Raw genomic sequence first — 15,609 nt, forward strand, 5'->3', positions numbered from 1 at the left:
ACCCGCCAGCCCCGTCGTAAGGAGATACACGATGTCTACCGCACCCGTCACCCTGATGGTGTCGCGCCGCGCCGCCAATGGACGCTACCAGGACCTGCTGGCCTGGCTCCATGAAGGCGAGCAACTGGCCACCGACTTCCCCGGCTACCTGGGCTCGGGCATCCTCGCGCCGCCCGCTGACAGCGACGCCTTCCAGATCATCTTTCGCTTCAACGACGAACCGACCCTGCACGCCTGGGAACATTCCGCCTCGCGACGCGCCTGGCTGCAGCGTGGCGATGGCCTGTTCGAGCGCCCCGAAGAGCGGCGCTTCAGCGGCATCGACGCCTGGTTCGGCACCGAAACGGTGCATAAACCGCCACGCTGGAAGCAGGCTACCGCCATCTGGCTGGCGTTCTTCCCGGTATCGCTGCTGTTCAACCTGTTGTTCGGCCACTGGCTGGCACCGCTGGACCTGCTGCCCCGGGTACTGCTGAGCACCCTGGTGCTGACGCCGCTGATGGTTTACCTGTTCATTCCGTTGTCCACCCGCCTGCTGGCCGGCTGGCTCAATCCCCCGGCACGCCCGGCGTCACGGCGCCGCGAAGGGTTGCGCAGCCGCTGAGGAGCGGGCTCGCAAGCCCGCGCAGTTCGGGTATGCTGGGGCACGAACGAACAGACGAACAGACTGCCCCGAACATGAACAGCCCTATCCTCATCACCGGAGCCAGCCAGCGCGTCGGGCTGGCCCTGGCCCTGGCGCTGGCCAAGGCCGGCCATCAGGTGGTCAGCGCCAGCCGCAGCCTTCATGCGCAGGCCGCACACCCGAACATCATCCAGTTCCAGGCCGACCTTACCCGCGAGGCCGACCGCCTGGCGCTGATCGAACACCTGCAGCACAACTATGATGGCCTGCGCGCAATCATCCACAACGCCTCGCTGTGGCTGGACGACGACCTGCAGAGCCTCGACACCATGTTCCGCCTGCACGTCGAGGCGCCCTACCACCTCAACCTGGCGCTGGGCGAAAACCTGGCCAAGGTCGAGAAGGCCGACATCATCCACATCTGCGACGAAACCTCCTCACGCGGCAGCAAGAGCCATATCGGCTATGCCGCAACCAAGGCCGCGCTACAGAACATGGTGCTGTCGTTCGCCGAAAAGTACGCGCCCAAGGTGCGCGTCAACGGTATCCTGCCGGGCCTGCTGATCCTGAAGGAAGGCGGCGACGAACAGTACCGCCGGCAGACCCTGAAAAAGGCCCTGCTGGAATTCGAACCGGGTGCGCAGCCGCTGATCGAGGCGGTGATGTTCCTGCTGCAAAGCCAGTACAGCACCGGCAGCCAGGTGGTCATCAACGGTGGCCGCCATCTGAAGAACCGCATGACCTGAGGTAAGCCCCATGACTGAGCAACAACAGCTCGAACTCGAAGCCGCCGCGTTCCGGCGCCTGGTCGATCACCTGCAAAAGCGTACCGACGTGCAGAACATCGACCTGATGAACCTCTCCGGCTTCTGCCGCAACTGCCTGTCCAAGTGGTACAAGGCCGCCGCTGACGAGCGCCAGGTCGAGCTGAGCCTGGACGACGCCCGCGAAGCGGTGTACGGCATGCCCTACGCCGAGTGGAAAGCCCAATACCAGAAAGAAGCCAGCGCCGAGCAGCAAGCGGCGTTCGAACAAGGAAAACCCCGTGACTGACCTGAACACCCTGCGCAACAGCCTCGCCAGCGGCGAACACGTTTTTGCCGACACCCTGGGCTTCATCGCCGCCAACTACAGCTACCAGCCCCAAGCCTTCAACAACGGCGGCGTGGAAAACGCAGCCGGGCAGAACGAGGGCTCCTGCAAGACCCTGGGCCTGGCCCTGCTGGAAGGGCTGAGCGATGAGGAAGCGCTGCTGGCCTTTGGCGAACACTACCGCAGCGTGCTCGCCACCCCCGAGGGCAGCGACCATGGCAACATTCGCGCGCTGATCAAGCACGGCCTGGCTGGCGTGCAGTTCGCAGCACAGCCGTTGAATCGCAACGCCTGAGCGAAGCGACCGGCGCAGCAGTAGCCGCGCCGGCCCCCATCAGCTCAAGCGCTGGCCCGGCATCCCCTCCGACAGCACACCATCACGCAACCACTCCAGCGCAATCGGCCACAGGCTCGCCCGAAAGCGATCATGGAAAAACGCGAAATGCCCGACCTCCTGCTCGCCGATATCAACAGGCGATATGCGCAGATGGCGAGGTTGGGCGTGCTCCAGATAGCCCAGCAACCGCTCCGTCGCCGCCACGGTGCCGAAGGGATCGTCGCTCAGGCTCACCGCCAGCGCCGCAGCCTGAACCTGGGCGAAGGGCCGCGCCTGCAGCAGCCGTCCACTGGGCCGATGTTCATAGCGCGGTGCCGGCGTGCTCCAGTCACGCACCACCCCGGCCGGGGTATCTTCCATCCAGCCCAGGCGCTTGCCGGGGAAATAGCCCAGTAGCCGGGTCAGCAATGGCATCACCACATGCCACTTGCTCACCATCCGCCAGCGCCCTTCGGCCGCATAGTCACGCCAGTAGGCAAATTGTGCCCCGACCATCACCAGCCGCCGCACCTGCCCGGCCGAGGGCGCCAGGCCGGTTGCCCAGCCACCGAAGCTGTGCCCCACCACATTCACCGGCTGCCCGGGGAATTCGCTGGTGGCGCGCTGCAGGATGGCCTCGAAGTCCAGGCAGCCCCAGTCGCTCCACGACGCCTGGAAACCGCGCAACGATGCCGGGCGAGACTCGCCGATACCCCGGTAGTCGTAGCTCAGCACATCGAAGCCGTGGGCGAACAGGTAGTCGGCAAAGCGAGCGTAGTAGCGGCAGCGCACCGAGGTGGCCGCGTTGATGATCACCAGCGGGCGCTGGGGGTCGGGTTCGGCGTGGCGCCACTGGAAACCGCCGAGGCTGTAGCCGTCGGCGGCTTCATGGCGAAAGGCAGTCGCAGGTTGGGTCAGGCTGCTCATGGTGGGCTCCCTGCGCCGTCGCGCCGGGAGGCGGGCGGCGTTTTTTGTCATCCGCCCACGCTAGCAAATTTTTCGCTGGCTGTACCGGCCTCAGGTGGTCGGCAACGCCCGCGCCACTCCAGGCTTGCGCAGCACCTCCAGCCGCGAACCTTCATAACGCGTTTCGCGGAACAGCTTCCAGCGCCCGAACAGGCCATACACATGCATCACCCGCCCCTGCTCGTGATAGCCCATGCGCAGGTGCAGCTTCATGGCCGGCACGTTGTGCGTCTCCACCACGTCCACCACCTTGCGGCAGCCCTTGGCATGCATGGCGTTCCACAGCTCGACCTGAGCGGTGACCGACAACTCGCTGCCGAAGTAGCGCCGGGTCATCTCGCCGCCGAACTCGAAGAACTCGCCAGGCTTCACCGGGAAGGTGCAGCCGTAATAGTGCTTGTCGTGGTAGTCGACCACGCTCGCCCAGATGAAGGCTACCGCGTCACCGTGCTCGTCCAGGTACATGTGCCCGGTATGGCCATCAGCAGCCAGTTCGCGCATGGTTTCCACGCGATCGCCGAAATAGCGCGCAAAGGCGTCGGCATTGGCGGTGGTGATTTCCACCAGGGTGACCGGCGGATGTTCCTTGAGTTTGTAGGGCGGCACGGGAGTGACCAGGTCGCGTTCCATCCACAGCAATTCCCAGTGGAAGAATACGTAGCGTTCGACCAGGGTCTTGAAAGTACGCTTGAGACCCTTCTGGCGGATCCGTTCTTGTAGTTTTTGCAATGCGCGCATGCTGCCTCCCCGGCCCAGGCGAGATTGCCGGACCAATAGCTGCTGTATAGATCAGGGAGAAAGCGGCCATAGAAAAGGGCCAGCTGAGGATTTGTTGCAGAATGTTAACAAGCCCACGGAGGGAACCGCGCAACCGGGACAAACGGCTGCGCGGTCAAGGGCTTGCTTACAGCTCGACGCAGTCGAACCGTACGTCGGTGGCCACGTCTTCGTCGTAGTTGACGTCAGCGCGCTCGAAACCGAACAGGTTGAGGAACTGCTTCTTGTAACCGGCGTAGTCGGTCAGTTCGAACAGGTTCTCGGTGGTGACCTTGGGCCACATGGCCTTGCAAGCGTCCTGCACGTCGTCGCGCAGTTCCCAGTCGTCCAGACGCAGGCGAGCCTTTTCGTCCACTTCGGCCGGAGCACCATCGGCGCGGTACATGCGGTCGCGGAACATCCGATCCAGCTGGTCCTGGGTGCCTTCGTGAACGCCTTTCTCCTGCATGATCTTGAAGACCATCGACAGGTACAGCGGCATCACCGGAATGGCCGAGCTGGCCTGGGTGACCACCGACTTGAGCACGGCGACGTTGGCACCGCCCTTCACTTCACCGGCCAGCTTCTTGTCCAGGCGCAGTGCGGTTTCGTCCAGGTCCTGCTTGGCCTGGCCCAGGGCGCCGTGCCAGTAGATCGGCCAGGTGATTTCGGTGCCGATGTAGCTGAAGGCCACGGTGCGCGCGCCTTCGGCGAGCACGTCGGCGCCGGCCAGGGCGTCGATCCACAGCTGCCAGTCCTGGCCACCCATGACGGTGACGGTGTCGGCGATTTCCTGCTCGGTGGCCGGCTCGATGCTGGCCTCGATGATGGTGTCCTTGTTGGTGTCGATGGCGGTCGACTTGTACGGCTGGCCGATCGGCTTGAGCGCCGAGCGGATCAGCTCGCCGGTCTGCGGCAGCTTGCGTACGGGCGAGGCCAGGGAGTAGATGACCAGGTCGACCTTGCCACCCATCTCGTTCTTGATCAGCTCGATCACCTTGGCGCGGGCTTCGTCGGAGAAGGCGTCACCGTTGATCGACTTGCTGTACAGACCCTCGGCCTTGGCGAACTTGTCGAAGGCAGCGGCGTTGTACCAGCCTGCAGTGCCGGCCTTGGTCTCGGTGCCCGGCTTTTCGAAGAACACGCCCAGGGTGTCGGCCTTGAAGCCGAAGGCGGCGGTGATGCGTGCTGCCAGGCCGTAGCCGCTGGAGGCGCCGATCACCAGGACTTTCTTCGGACCATCCTCGCGCACGCCCAGCTTGCGGGTGGCTTCGATCTGGTCACGGACGTTGAGCTCGCAGCCCTTCGGGTGAGTCGTGGTGCAGATGAAACCGCGTACCTTGGGATGAATGATGGCCAATGTCTGTACCTCGTCAGGTTTATGCTGGGGAAACGCCGCAGGGGCGATTCCGATTGATCAGAGGGTGAGACTACCCCCGCAAGTCATCCGACACATATTACGGGGTCAAGGGCCCGAGCAAAACCCGAATCCGAAAGCGACTCGCTCCCTGTAGGAGCGACCGTGTGTCGCGATCGGGCGCGAAGCGGCCGTAAACCAGGCGGCCGAGGTATTCCTCACAGATCGCGGAGCCTGGTTTTACGGCCGCTTCGCGCCCGATCGCGGCACAAGGCCGCTCCTACACAGGGACGGGTGGGGCCAGGGGCTCCAAGGCTGCGCGCAACCACGCCAGAAACTGCCGCGCCAGCGGATCGTCCTGGCTATCGCGGTGCACCAGGCAGCTCCACGCCGGGCCGCGCACGCGCTGCGCCGACAACGCTTGCAAGCGCCCTTCGTCGACCAGCCGCTGGGCCAGTAACTGGCTGACCAATGCAATCCCCAGCCCCTCTCCCGCCGCATCCAGCAGCAGCCCCGGATCGGAAAAATTCAGCCCCTTGCCCTGCTGCCCCACCGCTTCGCCGCCCTCCAGTTGCCAGTGGCTCCAGTCCATTTCCCGTTCGCCATGCAAGGTGGTGCGCCCGGTCTCGGGCAAGGCTGGATGACAGGCGGGATACAGACGGTCCTGATGCAATACGCTGAAACTGCACTCGGCCTGCGGGCCAAGGTCGTCGCGGATCGCCAGGTCGATGGTCTGGCTGCTCATGTCCGGCGCATCGAAGCTGGTGAACAGCCACAGGTCTACCTCCGGGCAGCGCGCATGGAAGTCGGCCAGGCGCGGCAACAGCCAGTGCCGGGCGAAGGCCGGAGTGGTGTTGACCACCAGTTGGTTGGGCTTGCGGTACTGGTCCAGCCGGCGGATGCCCACCGCCAGTTGTTGCAGCATGACCTGCGTGGTGCTGAGCAGGTCATGGCCCGCATCGGTGAGGCTGACACTGCGCCCGGTCCGGTGGAACAGCGGTTGCTCCAGGTAGCTTTCCAGGCTGCGGATCTGCTGGCTGATCGCCGACTGGGTGAGGTTCAGGGCCTCGGCGGCCTTGTGAAAACTGCCCAGGCGGGCAGCGGCTTCAAAGCCACGCAGGGCATTCAGGGGCGGCCAGTGCTTGAGCATGATCGATAAGCCTTTCTAATCAGAAATACGCTAAATCTATCGTTAGTCCACGCTGCTTCATAGCCATATCATGGACACCAACACCCGCGACGGCGGGCTTCGTTGATAAAAATCACTAATACATTGGAGCTAACCATGGACCTGTCCATCGCCAGCGGCTGGCGCATGCCCGCCGAATGGGCCCGCCACGCCGCCACCTGGATGATCTGGCCGCACAACCAAGGCTTGTGGGAGTCCGGTTGGCGCGTGACCCTAGCCGAGGTGCAGCGTGACTACGCCCGGGTCGCCAGCGCCATCGCCCGTTTCGAGCCGGTGAAGATGGTCGTCGCGCCGTCCGCCATGGCCAGCGCCCGCGCCCTGTGCGGCGCCGGTATCGAGCTGATCGAACTGGCCGTGGACGACAGCTGGTGCCGCGACAGCGGGCCGACCTTCATCGCTCACCCGCAACACGGCCTGGCCGGCCTGAGCTGGCGCTTCAACGCCTGGGGTGGCAAGTCCGAGCACGGACTGGACCGCAGCCTCGGTCGGCGCATCCTCGACCACCTGGGCCTGGAAGGCTTCAGCACGCCGCTGTGCAACGAAGGCGGCGCCATTCACGTGGACGGCGAAGGCACCCTGATCACCACCGAGTCGGTGCTGCTCAACCCCAACCGCAACCCCGGCCTGAGCAAGGCTGACTTCGAGGAGTGCTTCGCCCGCCTGCTGGGCATCCGCAAGACCATCTGGCTACCGGGCGACCCGCAGTACGTCACCGGTGACATGACCGATGGCCACGTCGACGGCGTCTGCGCCTTCGCCCGGCCCGGCGTGCTGCTGGTCGATGCCACCCACGAACAGGGCTCGGTCTACGCCGACGTCGCCCGGGAAAACCGTCGCGCCCTGGAACTGGCCAGCGATGCCCAAGGTCGGCACTTCGAGCTGCTCGACCTGTTCGAGGCCAGCGCCGCAGTGGATAAAGACGCCGAAGTGTTCTGCGCCTCCTACACCAACTTCTACCTGGCCAACGGCGCAGTGATCATGCCCGCCTATGGCATCGACGCCGACCAGGCCGCCGCTCGTCAGTTGGCCCAGGCCTTCCCCGACCGCGAGATCGTGCCGGTGCGTATCGACCACATCGCCCACGGTGGCGGTGGCATTCACTGCATCACCCAGCAACAGCCGGCCTGGCCTGTAGCGGAGGACCGTCCATGAGCCTGCTGCGCATCGCCACCACGCAGATGAGCTGCGACTGGAACCTTGCCGCCAACCTCGACCGCGCCGAGCAACTGGTGCGCCAGGCCGCCGCCCAGGGCGCGCAGGTGATCCTGCTGCAGGAGCTGTTCGCCACGCCGTACTTCTGCATCGAGCAGTGCCACAGCCACCAGGCGCTGGCCCAGGACTACCACGACAGCCCGCTGCTGCGCCGCTTCGCCGCGCTGGCCAAAGAGTTGGGCGTAGTGCTGCCGCTGAGCTGGTACGAGCGCGCCGGCAACGCCTTCTTCAATTCGCTGACCGTGGCCGACGCCGACGGCCGTTTGCTCGGGGTCTACCGCAAGACCCACATCCCCAACGCCATCGGTTACCAGGAAAAGGAATATTTCAGCCCCGGCGACACCGGCTTCAAGGTCTGGGACACCGCCTTCGGCCGCCTGGGCATCGGTATCTGCTGGGACCAATGGTTCCCGGAAACCGCGCGTTGCCTGGCGCTGCTGGGCGCCGAGGTGCTGTTGTTCCCGACCGCCATCGGCTCGGAGCCCGGCGCCGCCGAACTGGACTCACGTGACCACTGGCAGATGGCGATGCGCGGCCACGCCGCAGCCAACCTGCTGCCGGTGGTGGCCGCCAACCGCGTCGGCCAGGAAGTGGCGCGCAGCGACGAGCAGCTGTCGATGCGTTTCTACGGCTCCTCGTTCATCTGCGACCACAAGGGCGCGATGCTCGCCGCAGCCGATCGCGACAGCAGTGGCGTGTGGCTGCACGACCTGGATCTTGCGCGCATGCGTGAAGACCGCCTGACCTGGGGCATCTACCGCGACCGCCGTCCCGAAATGTACGCACCGTTGATGACCCTCGACGGCCGCACCCCACAATCGACGAGGGCCTGAGCCATGTCACGCCGTCCATCAGCGCTGTTCGCCGCCCTCGCCCTAGCCTGCTGCGCGTCCGGCTCCCAGGCGCAGCAAGAGGCCCTGCGCCTGTACAACTGGGCCGACTATTTTGCCGAGGACACCCTCAAGCGCTTCACCGCCGAAACAGGCATCCCGGTGATCTACGACGTCATGGACAGCAGCGAGGTGCTCGAGGCCAAGCTGATGTCCGGGCGCAGCGGCTACGACCTGGTGTTTCCCGGCGACACCGTGGCCGAACGCCTGATGCGCGCCGGCAGCCTGCAGCCGCTCGACCGCCGGCAACTGACCGCGCTGGACGACATCGACCCCGGCCTGCACGCCCTGCACGCGCGCTACCCCAAGGCCAGCCAGGCGACGGTGCCCTATACCTGGGGCACCATCGGCCTGACCTTCAACGCGGCGAAGATCCGCGAGCGCATGCCCGACGCACCGCTGGACAGCCTCGACCTGTTGTTCAAACCCGAGCTGGCCGCCAAGTTCGCTGATTGCGGCATCTCGATGATCGACTCGCCCGACGAAGTGCTCGCCGTGGTGCTCCACTACCTGGGCCGCGAGCCGCGCAGTGCCAGGCGCGAAGACCTGGCCGCCGCCAGCGAGCTGCTGAAAGGCATCCGCCCCTACGTGCGCAAGCTGCAGTCGCAGCCGGTGACCGAGCTGGTCAACGAGAACACCTGTCTGTCGCTGGGCTACAGCGGCGACGTGATCCAGGCCCAGCGCACCGCCGAGGCAGCAGGCAAGGCCATCGACTTCCAGTACCACGTGCCGCGCGAAGGCACCACGGTGTGGATGGACACCATGGCGATCCCCGCCGATGCGCGTCACCCGGAGTACGCCTATCGTTTCATCAACTTCGTCATGCGCCCGGAAAACATGGCCGCGATCAGCACCTTCACCGGCTACCCCACGGCCAGCGTCAAGGCCCGCCCGCTGGTGGACGCGCGCATGCGCGACAACCCCGACATCTACCTCGATGCCGCCACCTATGCCCGGCTGATTCCGGGCAAGGATATTCCCCAGGCCGACATGCGCGCGCGCATGCGTGTCTGGACCCGTTTCAAGACTGCCCAGGACTGACCCATGCCGACCCGCCGTACCTTCCTCCAGCACCTGTCGATCGCCGCCGGCCTCGGCGCCGCCGCAAGCATCGGCCTGCCCCTGGGCAGCACCCGCGCCAGCGAGACGGGCCGCTGGTTCATGCCCGACGAGGGCGAGCCGCAGCAGCGCGCCTACATAGCCTTCGGCGCCCAGGACGCGATCTGGGAAGACTTCACCGAGGACGTGCAGGCTGCGCTGGGTCGCATCGCCCGGGCCATTGCGGTCTACCAGCCGGTGACGGTGTTCTGCCGCGCCAGCGAGCGTGACATTGCCGAAGAAGAATGCGGCAGCCACAACGTCACCTATGTCGAAACCGAGCTGGACGACATCTGGATGCGCGACATCGGCGCCAACTTCGTGGTCGACGACGACGGCGAACTGGGCGCGGTGGATTTCAATTTCAACGGTTGGGGCGAAAAGCAACAGCACCGCTACGACGCGAAGCTGGCCAGGCAGGTGGCCACGCGGGCGAAAGCAGCCTACCAGCGCAGCGAGCTGGTCGGCGAAGGCGGCGGCATCGAGGTCGATGGCCATGGCACCGGGATCATGACCGAAAGCAGCTGGATCAACGCCAACCGCAACCCCGGCTGGAGCAAGGCCGAGGTCGAGCAGGAACTCAAGGCGCGCCTGGGCCTGCGCAAGATCATCTGGCTGCCGGGCATCAAGGGCAAGGACATCACCGACGCGCATGTGGACTTCTATGCGCGCTTCGTACGCCCCGGCGTGGTGCTGGCCAACCTCGATACCGACCCCGATTCGTATGACCACGCCGTGACGCTGCGGCATCTGGAGATACTCAAGCAAGCCACCGATGCCGAGGGTCGGGCGTTGCAGGTGCACACCGTGTCGCCGCCGCTGAATCCACGCAAGAACGCGCTCAACAGGGGCAACCCGGATTTCGCGGCGGGGTATATCAATTATTTCGTGATCAACGGCGCGGTCATCGCCCCGCAGTTCGGCGACCGCGAGGCCGATGAAAAGGCCCGGGCGTTGTTGGCCGAGTTGTATCCGGATCGGGACGTGGTGCAGTTGGATATCGATGCCATCGCGGCAGGGGGTGGCGGCATTCATTGTGTGACCAGCCATTGTCCAGCGGTGTGAATACCGGCCCTATCGCGGGGCAAGCCCGCTCCCACAGCCCCCGATATATTCGGGTTCAGCACCGTACTTGTGGGAGCGGGCTTGCCCCGCAATGAGGCTGGCACAGACACCCCATTCATTTGCAAACCCGATCAATCACAAAGAAAAACAAACTTCTCAAATGAGCCCCGGGCAGTGATGCTGTCACGATCCACTTCGCCTCCCGGAGAACAACAATGAACGAAGTCGCCATCGTCGCCGCCACCCGCACTGCCATCGGCAGTTTCCAGGGCTCCCTGGCCAATGTCTCGGCCATCGACCTCGGCGCAGCGGTGATCAAGCGCCTGCTGGAGCAGACCGGCCTTGATCCCGCGCAGGTCGACGAGGTGATCCTCGGCCAGGTGCTGACCGCAGGTGCCGGCCAGAACCCAGCCCGCCAGGCCGCGGTCAAGGCCGGCCTGCCCCACGCGGTGCCCGCGCTGACCCTGAACAAGGTCTGCGGCTCGGGCCTCAAGGCCCTGCATCTGGCGGCCCAGGCGATCCGCTGCGGCGACGCCGAGGTGGTGATCGCCGGCGGCCAGGAGAGCATGAGCCTGGCGCCGTACGTGCTGCCGTCGGCCCGCACCGGCCAGCGCATGGGCCACGGCCAACTGGTCGATACCATGATCACCGACGGCCTGTGGGACGCCTTCAACGACTACCACATGGGCATCACCGCCGAGAACCTGGTGGACAAGTACGCCATCACCCGCGAACAGCAGGATGCCTTTGCCGCCGAGTCCCAGCGCAAGGCGGTGGCCGCTATCGAAGGCGGTCGATTCAAGGATGAGATCACCCCGATTCACATCCCGCAGAAAAAAGGCGATGCGCTGGTGTTCGACACCGACGAGCAACCTCGCCCGGGCACCAGTGCCGAATCGCTGGGCAAGCTGCGCGCCGCCTTCAAGAAAGACGGCAGCGTCACCGCCGGCAACGCCTCGAGCCTCAACGACGGCGCCGCTGCCGTGCTGCTGATGAGCGTCGACAAGGCCAAGGCCCTGGGTCTGCCAGTGCTGGCCAAGATCACCGGCTACGCCAGTGCCGGTGTGGATCCGGCGATCATGGGCATCGGCCCGGTCTCGGCGACCCAGCGCTGCCTGCAGAAGGCTGGCTGGCAGCTGGCCGACCTGGACCTGATCGAGGCCAACGAGGCCTTCGCTGCACAGGCCCTGGCTGTGGGCAAGGAGCTGGCGTGGGATGCGGCGAAGGTCAACGTCAACGGCGGCGCCATCGCCCTTGGCCACCCGATCGGCGCCTCGGGTTGCCGGGTGCTGGTGACCCTGCTGCACGAGATGATCAAGCGCGATGCGAAGAAGGGCCTGGCGACGCTGTGCATCGGTGGCGGCCAAGGGGTCGCGTTGACGATCGAGCGATGAGTCTGGGGTGAGTTCTGCGCAGGCGAGCCCGCGAAGCACTCACCGCTAACCTCAGAATCTGTCATCCAGAATCGCCGGCAAGCTCAGCTCCCTGACAAAGCTGGCCGACGACAGTGACAGGACCATCCTGACCACCTGCACCACATCGTGCACCGGTATCAGTGCCCCTTCGCCACGCTGCGCAGCGTCTGCAACCGGCACCTCCAGGCCATCCTCGGTATTGAGATAGCCGAAGTTCAGGCAGGTCACCCCAAGACGCCGATCGCGGTAGCCCTCACGCAGGGCGTCGGCGATGCCTTGCAGGGCGAACTTGCTGGCACCGAACGTCACCTCCGGACGCCCGCTGCGCGGCAGGCCCGAAGTCGAGCCCGTCAGCAGGATGCGTGGGTGCTGGCTTTGCAGCAACAGGGGCAGCAGACGTTTGATCAGCAGGATGGTCGCGGTGATGTTGCAACCGACCATGGTTTCAATCTGGGCGTCCTGGTCGTCGAGAAAATCGTAGGCGGGGTCGAAGGCCAGGGGCTCCCAGATGCCAAGGTTGTAGATCAGCGTGTCGATGCCTTGATCAGCCACCGCCTCGGTGATGGTGGCGACGGCGGCTGCGGGGTGAGCGAGGTCGGCTTCGATCCAGCGGGTGTCGATACCCGCGATGACGGGGACATGCGGGGGGATGGCGCGGGCGACGCCGATCAGGGTGTCACCGGGGTTGCCCAGGCCTTGCATCAGGGCCTTGCCCAGCCCTTTGCTGGCGCCGATTACCAGGGTCTTCATCAATAACTCCATTTATCGAGGTTTGGGGAAAGAGGCCGGGACAGCGGTGACCTTTTCGCGGGCAAGCCCGCTCCCACAGGTACTCCACAGTCTTCAGAGCCGCGGGGCCTGTGGCAGCGGGCTTGCCCGCGAAAAGGTCCCCGCCAAAACCAGATTCGCTCCACAGAGCGCAGCATCCAAGCAGCCCACCAGCTCGATGACAAAGCCCGGTTTGTATCCAGATGTAAACCGCGCCGCGTGTCTGTTTCAGATCAATGCCGTACGCTTGCAGACAACCCACTGCGCCCCCATCCAGCCACACTGCCATCCTGCCCGCACCCGGTACCCGCCATGAGCCTGCTCAGACAAGCCCTGAACGACCAATCCTTCGTCTGCATCATGGAGTTCGTTCCCAAGCCTTCTGCCCAGCGCTTCGCGGCGCTGGAGAGCATCATGGCGCGTGCGCAGTTGTGTGGTTGGCCCCTGGCGGTGTCCATCGCCGACCGGGTCGGCAGCGCGCTCGACATGTCGCCGCTCGACGCCTGCCGCAGCTTCGATACACCGGTCCCGTCCCTGCTGCATTTCTCCGGCAAGGACCGCGAGCGCCAGGACCTGCTCGCCCAGTTGCCGCGCATGGACGCCGCTGGCCTGGACCAGCTTTTGCTGCTGACCGGCGACCGCCTGCCCGGCCACACGCCGGGCCAGCGTCCGGTACGTTACCTCGAATCCGTCGCAGCCCTGCAGATCGTGCGCCAGGCGCGCCCCGACTGGCTGCTCGGTGCAGCACTGAACCCGTTCAAATACCGCGAGGAAGAAGGCGGCGCGCAGTACTTCAAGGCCGAAAAGAAGCTCGCCGCCGGCGTCGACTTCTTCATCCTGCAACTGGGCTTCGACTTCCAGAAATACCGCGAGGCCATGCACTGGATGCAGCGCCAGCCCACGCCTCGGCCTATGCTCGCCTGCATCATGGGGCTGACCGATGGCCGCGCCGGCATGCTCGAGCATGTAGCGGGTGTCACCGTGAGCCCCGCGATGCGCGCGATGCTCGCCGCCGAGGCAGCGGTATCCAAGGCCCACGCCCGGCAGCGTGCCACCGAGCGCCTGGCCCTGCAGATCATCGGCCTGCGCCTGCTGGGTTACGCCGGGATCAACCTCTCTGGGGTGCACGAACTCGAACAGTTTCTCGAACTGGAACAAGCCCTGGAAGACTGGCTGCCACGCATCAACAGCCTCGAGCAATGGCGCAGCGCCTGGGACGCCGCCTGGCAGATGCCCGGCATGGCACCGGTCACTTTCCACCCGCCCGGGCATCACTGGCAGCAGGGCCAGCGCCAGGTCCAGGCGTCGTTTACGGAAAAGGCTCGCTACCATTTGCTGTCGGCCATGCACCATCAACTGTTCAGCCGCGAGACGCTGTTGAGCAAGGCATTCGGCTGGAGCGTGCGCCGCACGCTGTGGTCGACACCGGCAGCGGCGCGCGTGCTGCACGGCGTGGAGCGCAGCCTCAAGCGGCCGCTGGTCGGTTGCGACACCTGCGGGCAATGCCGGCTCGAAGACACCTTGTACATCTGCCCGGAAACCTGCCCCAAGGGCCTGGCCAACGGGCCCTGCGGCGGCACGCAACTGAACCGCTGCGAGTTCGGCGACCGCGAATGCATCCACAGCCGCAAATACCGCACGGCGGTGTCGGTCGGGCAGACACAGGTGCTCAGCGACAAGCTGATCCCCTGCGTCGAGGTCGGTGGGCGCCAGCAGAGTTCCTGGCCGCGCTGGTTCGCCGAGCCAACCCCAGTGCAACCCGCAGCGCGTGCCAAGCGCTCACAACCCGAGATCGCGGACCTGTAGGCGCGACCCGGCAAGCCCTGGCACAAGGGGCCCGGCAGCCTCTATCCTGAGCGGCCATCGCCCCACACTCGCCCACAGGACCGCCGCGTGACCCGAGAGCAACTTGAAACCCAGCAGATCCCCCTCTACTTCGCTGCCGTGGTCCTGGCCATCGCCGCAGGCCTGCTCGCCCCCGACACCGCCAGCCACCTGCAAGCGCTGGTGACCCCGGCGATTGCCGTGCTGATGTACGCGATGTTCCTGCAGATCCCCTTTCTCGACCTGCGTCAGGGGCTGGGCAACCGCCGCTTCATGGGCGCGCTGTTGCTTGCCAACTTCGTGTTGGTACCGATGCTGGTGTGGGCGGCCACGCGCGGACTGGTCGAGCATCCGGCGATCCTGATCGGTGCGCTGCTGGTACTGCTCACGCCCTGCATCGACTATGTGGTGGTGTTCACCCACATCGGCAAAGGCGATTCACGCCTGATCCTCGCCGCCACGCCAGTGCTGTTGCTGGTGCAACTGGCCCTGCTGCCGCTGTACCTGGCCCTGATACTCGGCACGCACAACCCTGTGGCACTCTCCATCGCGCCGTTCGTGGAGGCCTTCGTGCTGCTGATCGCGCTGCCGATGCTGCTGGCCGTGCTCACCAGCGCTGGCGCGCGCCGCTCGCAGGCCATCGCTCGCTGGAACGACGCCTGGGCGTGGATGCCGGTGCCAGCCATGGCCCTGGTGCTGATTGCCGTGATCGGCTCGCAGATCGCCGTAGTACTGGGCGACTGCCAGCGCCTGTTGCCGGTGATTCCGGTGTATGTCGGGTTCGCGCTGCTGGCACCGCTGCTGGGGCTGCTCTCGGCGCGGCTGTTGCGGCTGCAGGCGAGCGAAGCACGAGCGGTGACGTTCAGCGCCGCGACCCGCAATTCGCTGGTGGTACTGCCGCTGGCGCTGGCCTTGCCGGAAGACTTGCGGGTGCTGGCGGCAGCGGCGGTGATTACCCAGACACTGGTAGAGCTGGTAAGCGAACTGATCTACGTGCGGGTGGTGCCGGCAGTGGTACGAACCTGACGGGCTCCAA

16 protein-coding genes are annotated in these 15,609 nt (G+C 65.5%); 11 read left to right on the plus strand and 5 right to left on the minus strand.

Annotated elements, in window-relative coordinates; genetic code table 11:
- Nucleotides 1-31 precede the first annotated feature (31 nt).
- The 4 genes from F6X62_RS01830 (at nucleotide 32) to F6X62_RS01845 (ending at nucleotide 2,012) form a co-directional block, all read left to right on the plus strand.
- Nucleotides 32-604, plus strand: coding sequence for an antibiotic biosynthesis monooxygenase (locus F6X62_RS01830; RefSeq protein ID WP_153772525.1), 573 nt, complete (start codon nucleotides 32-34; stop codon nucleotides 602-604).
- Between the two features lie 74 nt (nucleotides 605-678).
- The gene (gene folM, locus F6X62_RS01835) at nucleotides 679-1,371 is read left to right on the plus strand and encodes a dihydromonapterin reductase (RefSeq protein ID WP_371926196.1); all 693 of its coding nucleotides are present in this window, start codon (nucleotides 679-681) and stop codon (nucleotides 1,369-1,371) included.
- A gap of 10 nt (nucleotides 1,372-1,381) precedes the next feature.
- Nucleotides 1,382-1,678 (plus strand): DUF1244 domain-containing protein, encoded by a 297-nt coding sequence (locus tag F6X62_RS01840; RefSeq protein ID WP_063543065.1) that lies wholly within the window; start codon nucleotides 1,382-1,384, stop codon nucleotides 1,676-1,678.
- Nucleotides 1,671-2,012: a HopJ type III effector protein gene (locus tag F6X62_RS01845; protein WP_153772527.1), complete on the plus strand. Its 342-nt coding sequence runs from the start codon at nucleotides 1,671-1,673 to the stop codon at nucleotides 2,010-2,012. The genes F6X62_RS01840 and F6X62_RS01845 overlap by 8 nt, the downstream gene beginning before the upstream one ends.
- Before the next feature lie 39 nt (nucleotides 2,013-2,051).
- On the opposite strand, the gene F6X62_RS01850 is transcribed toward F6X62_RS01845, so the two are convergent.
- The 4 genes from F6X62_RS01850 to F6X62_RS01865 all read right to left on the minus strand — a co-directional run bounded on the left by F6X62_RS01850 (nucleotide 2,052) and on the right by F6X62_RS01865 (nucleotide 6,262).
- A complete protein-coding gene (locus tag F6X62_RS01850; RefSeq protein WP_153772528.1) occupies nucleotides 2,052-2,960 on the minus strand; it encodes an alpha/beta fold hydrolase in 909 nt (302 codons plus the stop codon).
- A gap of 90 nt (nucleotides 2,961-3,050) precedes the next feature.
- Entirely contained in the window at nucleotides 3,051-3,737 is a 687-nt protein-coding gene (locus F6X62_RS01855; RefSeq protein ID WP_153772529.1) for an N-acetyltransferase, read from the minus strand.
- A gap of 166 nt (nucleotides 3,738-3,903) precedes the next feature.
- Nucleotides 3,904-5,115, minus strand: a complete 1,212-nt coding sequence (gene fabV / locus F6X62_RS01860) for an enoyl-ACP reductase FabV (RefSeq protein WP_063543055.1) — start codon at nucleotides 5,113-5,115, stop codon at nucleotides 3,904-3,906.
- 277 nt (nucleotides 5,116-5,392) lie between these two features.
- Nucleotides 5,393-6,262: a LysR substrate-binding domain-containing protein gene (locus tag F6X62_RS01865; RefSeq protein ID WP_153772530.1), complete on the minus strand. Its 870-nt coding sequence runs from the start codon at nucleotides 6,260-6,262 to the stop codon at nucleotides 5,393-5,395.
- A 135-nt stretch (nucleotides 6,263-6,397) separates the two neighbouring features.
- On the opposite strand from F6X62_RS01865, the gene F6X62_RS01870 reads away from it, so the two are divergent.
- From F6X62_RS01870 to F6X62_RS01890, 5 genes are all read left to right on the plus strand, one after another.
- On the plus strand, nucleotides 6,398-7,453 hold the full coding sequence (locus tag F6X62_RS01870; protein ID WP_153772531.1) for an agmatine/peptidylarginine deiminase: 1,056 nt from the start codon (nucleotides 6,398-6,400) through the stop codon (nucleotides 7,451-7,453).
- Nucleotides 7,450-8,346 (plus strand): N-carbamoylputrescine amidase, encoded by an 897-nt coding sequence (gene aguB / locus F6X62_RS01875; RefSeq protein WP_153772532.1) that lies wholly within the window; start codon nucleotides 7,450-7,452, stop codon nucleotides 8,344-8,346. Before F6X62_RS01870 ends, aguB begins: the two co-directional genes overlap by 4 nt.
- Nucleotides 8,347-8,349: 3 nt before the next feature.
- A complete protein-coding gene (locus tag F6X62_RS01880; RefSeq protein WP_153772533.1) occupies nucleotides 8,350-9,444 on the plus strand; it encodes an extracellular solute-binding protein in 1,095 nt (364 codons plus the stop codon).
- 3 nt (nucleotides 9,445-9,447) lie between these two features.
- A complete protein-coding gene (locus F6X62_RS01885; protein ID WP_153772534.1) occupies nucleotides 9,448-10,566 on the plus strand; it encodes an agmatine/peptidylarginine deiminase in 1,119 nt (372 codons plus the stop codon).
- A gap of 215 nt (nucleotides 10,567-10,781) precedes the next feature.
- Nucleotides 10,782-11,960, plus strand: coding sequence for an acetyl-CoA C-acetyltransferase (locus F6X62_RS01890; RefSeq protein WP_054893536.1), 1,179 nt, complete (start codon nucleotides 10,782-10,784; stop codon nucleotides 11,958-11,960).
- 51 nt (nucleotides 11,961-12,011) lie between these two features.
- Here F6X62_RS01890 and F6X62_RS01895 read toward each other — a convergent pair whose 3' ends face one another.
- Nucleotides 12,012-12,731, minus strand: coding sequence for an SDR family oxidoreductase (locus F6X62_RS01895; protein WP_153772535.1), 720 nt, complete (start codon nucleotides 12,729-12,731; stop codon nucleotides 12,012-12,014).
- 330 nt (nucleotides 12,732-13,061) lie between these two features.
- On the opposite strand from F6X62_RS01895, the gene F6X62_RS01900 reads away from it, so the two are divergent.
- Together F6X62_RS01900 and F6X62_RS01905 are read left to right on the plus strand one after the other, a co-directional pair.
- Nucleotides 13,062-14,555 carry a methylenetetrahydrofolate reductase C-terminal domain-containing protein gene (locus tag F6X62_RS01900; RefSeq protein WP_153772536.1) on the plus strand — a complete coding sequence of 498 codons (1,494 nt, stop codon included), beginning with the start codon at nucleotides 13,062-13,064 and terminating at the stop codon, nucleotides 14,553-14,555.
- An 87-nt stretch (nucleotides 14,556-14,642) separates the two neighbouring features.
- On the plus strand, nucleotides 14,643-15,599 hold the full coding sequence (locus tag F6X62_RS01905) for an arsenic resistance protein (RefSeq protein WP_153772537.1): 957 nt from the start codon (nucleotides 14,643-14,645) through the stop codon (nucleotides 15,597-15,599).
- The last annotated feature ends 10 nt before the right edge of the window (nucleotides 15,600-15,609 follow it).

This window comes from Pseudomonas sp. MNR3A, from assembly GCF_009650575.1.
GTDB lineage: Bacteria > Pseudomonadota > Gammaproteobacteria > Pseudomonadales > Pseudomonadaceae > Aquipseudomonas > Aquipseudomonas machongensis.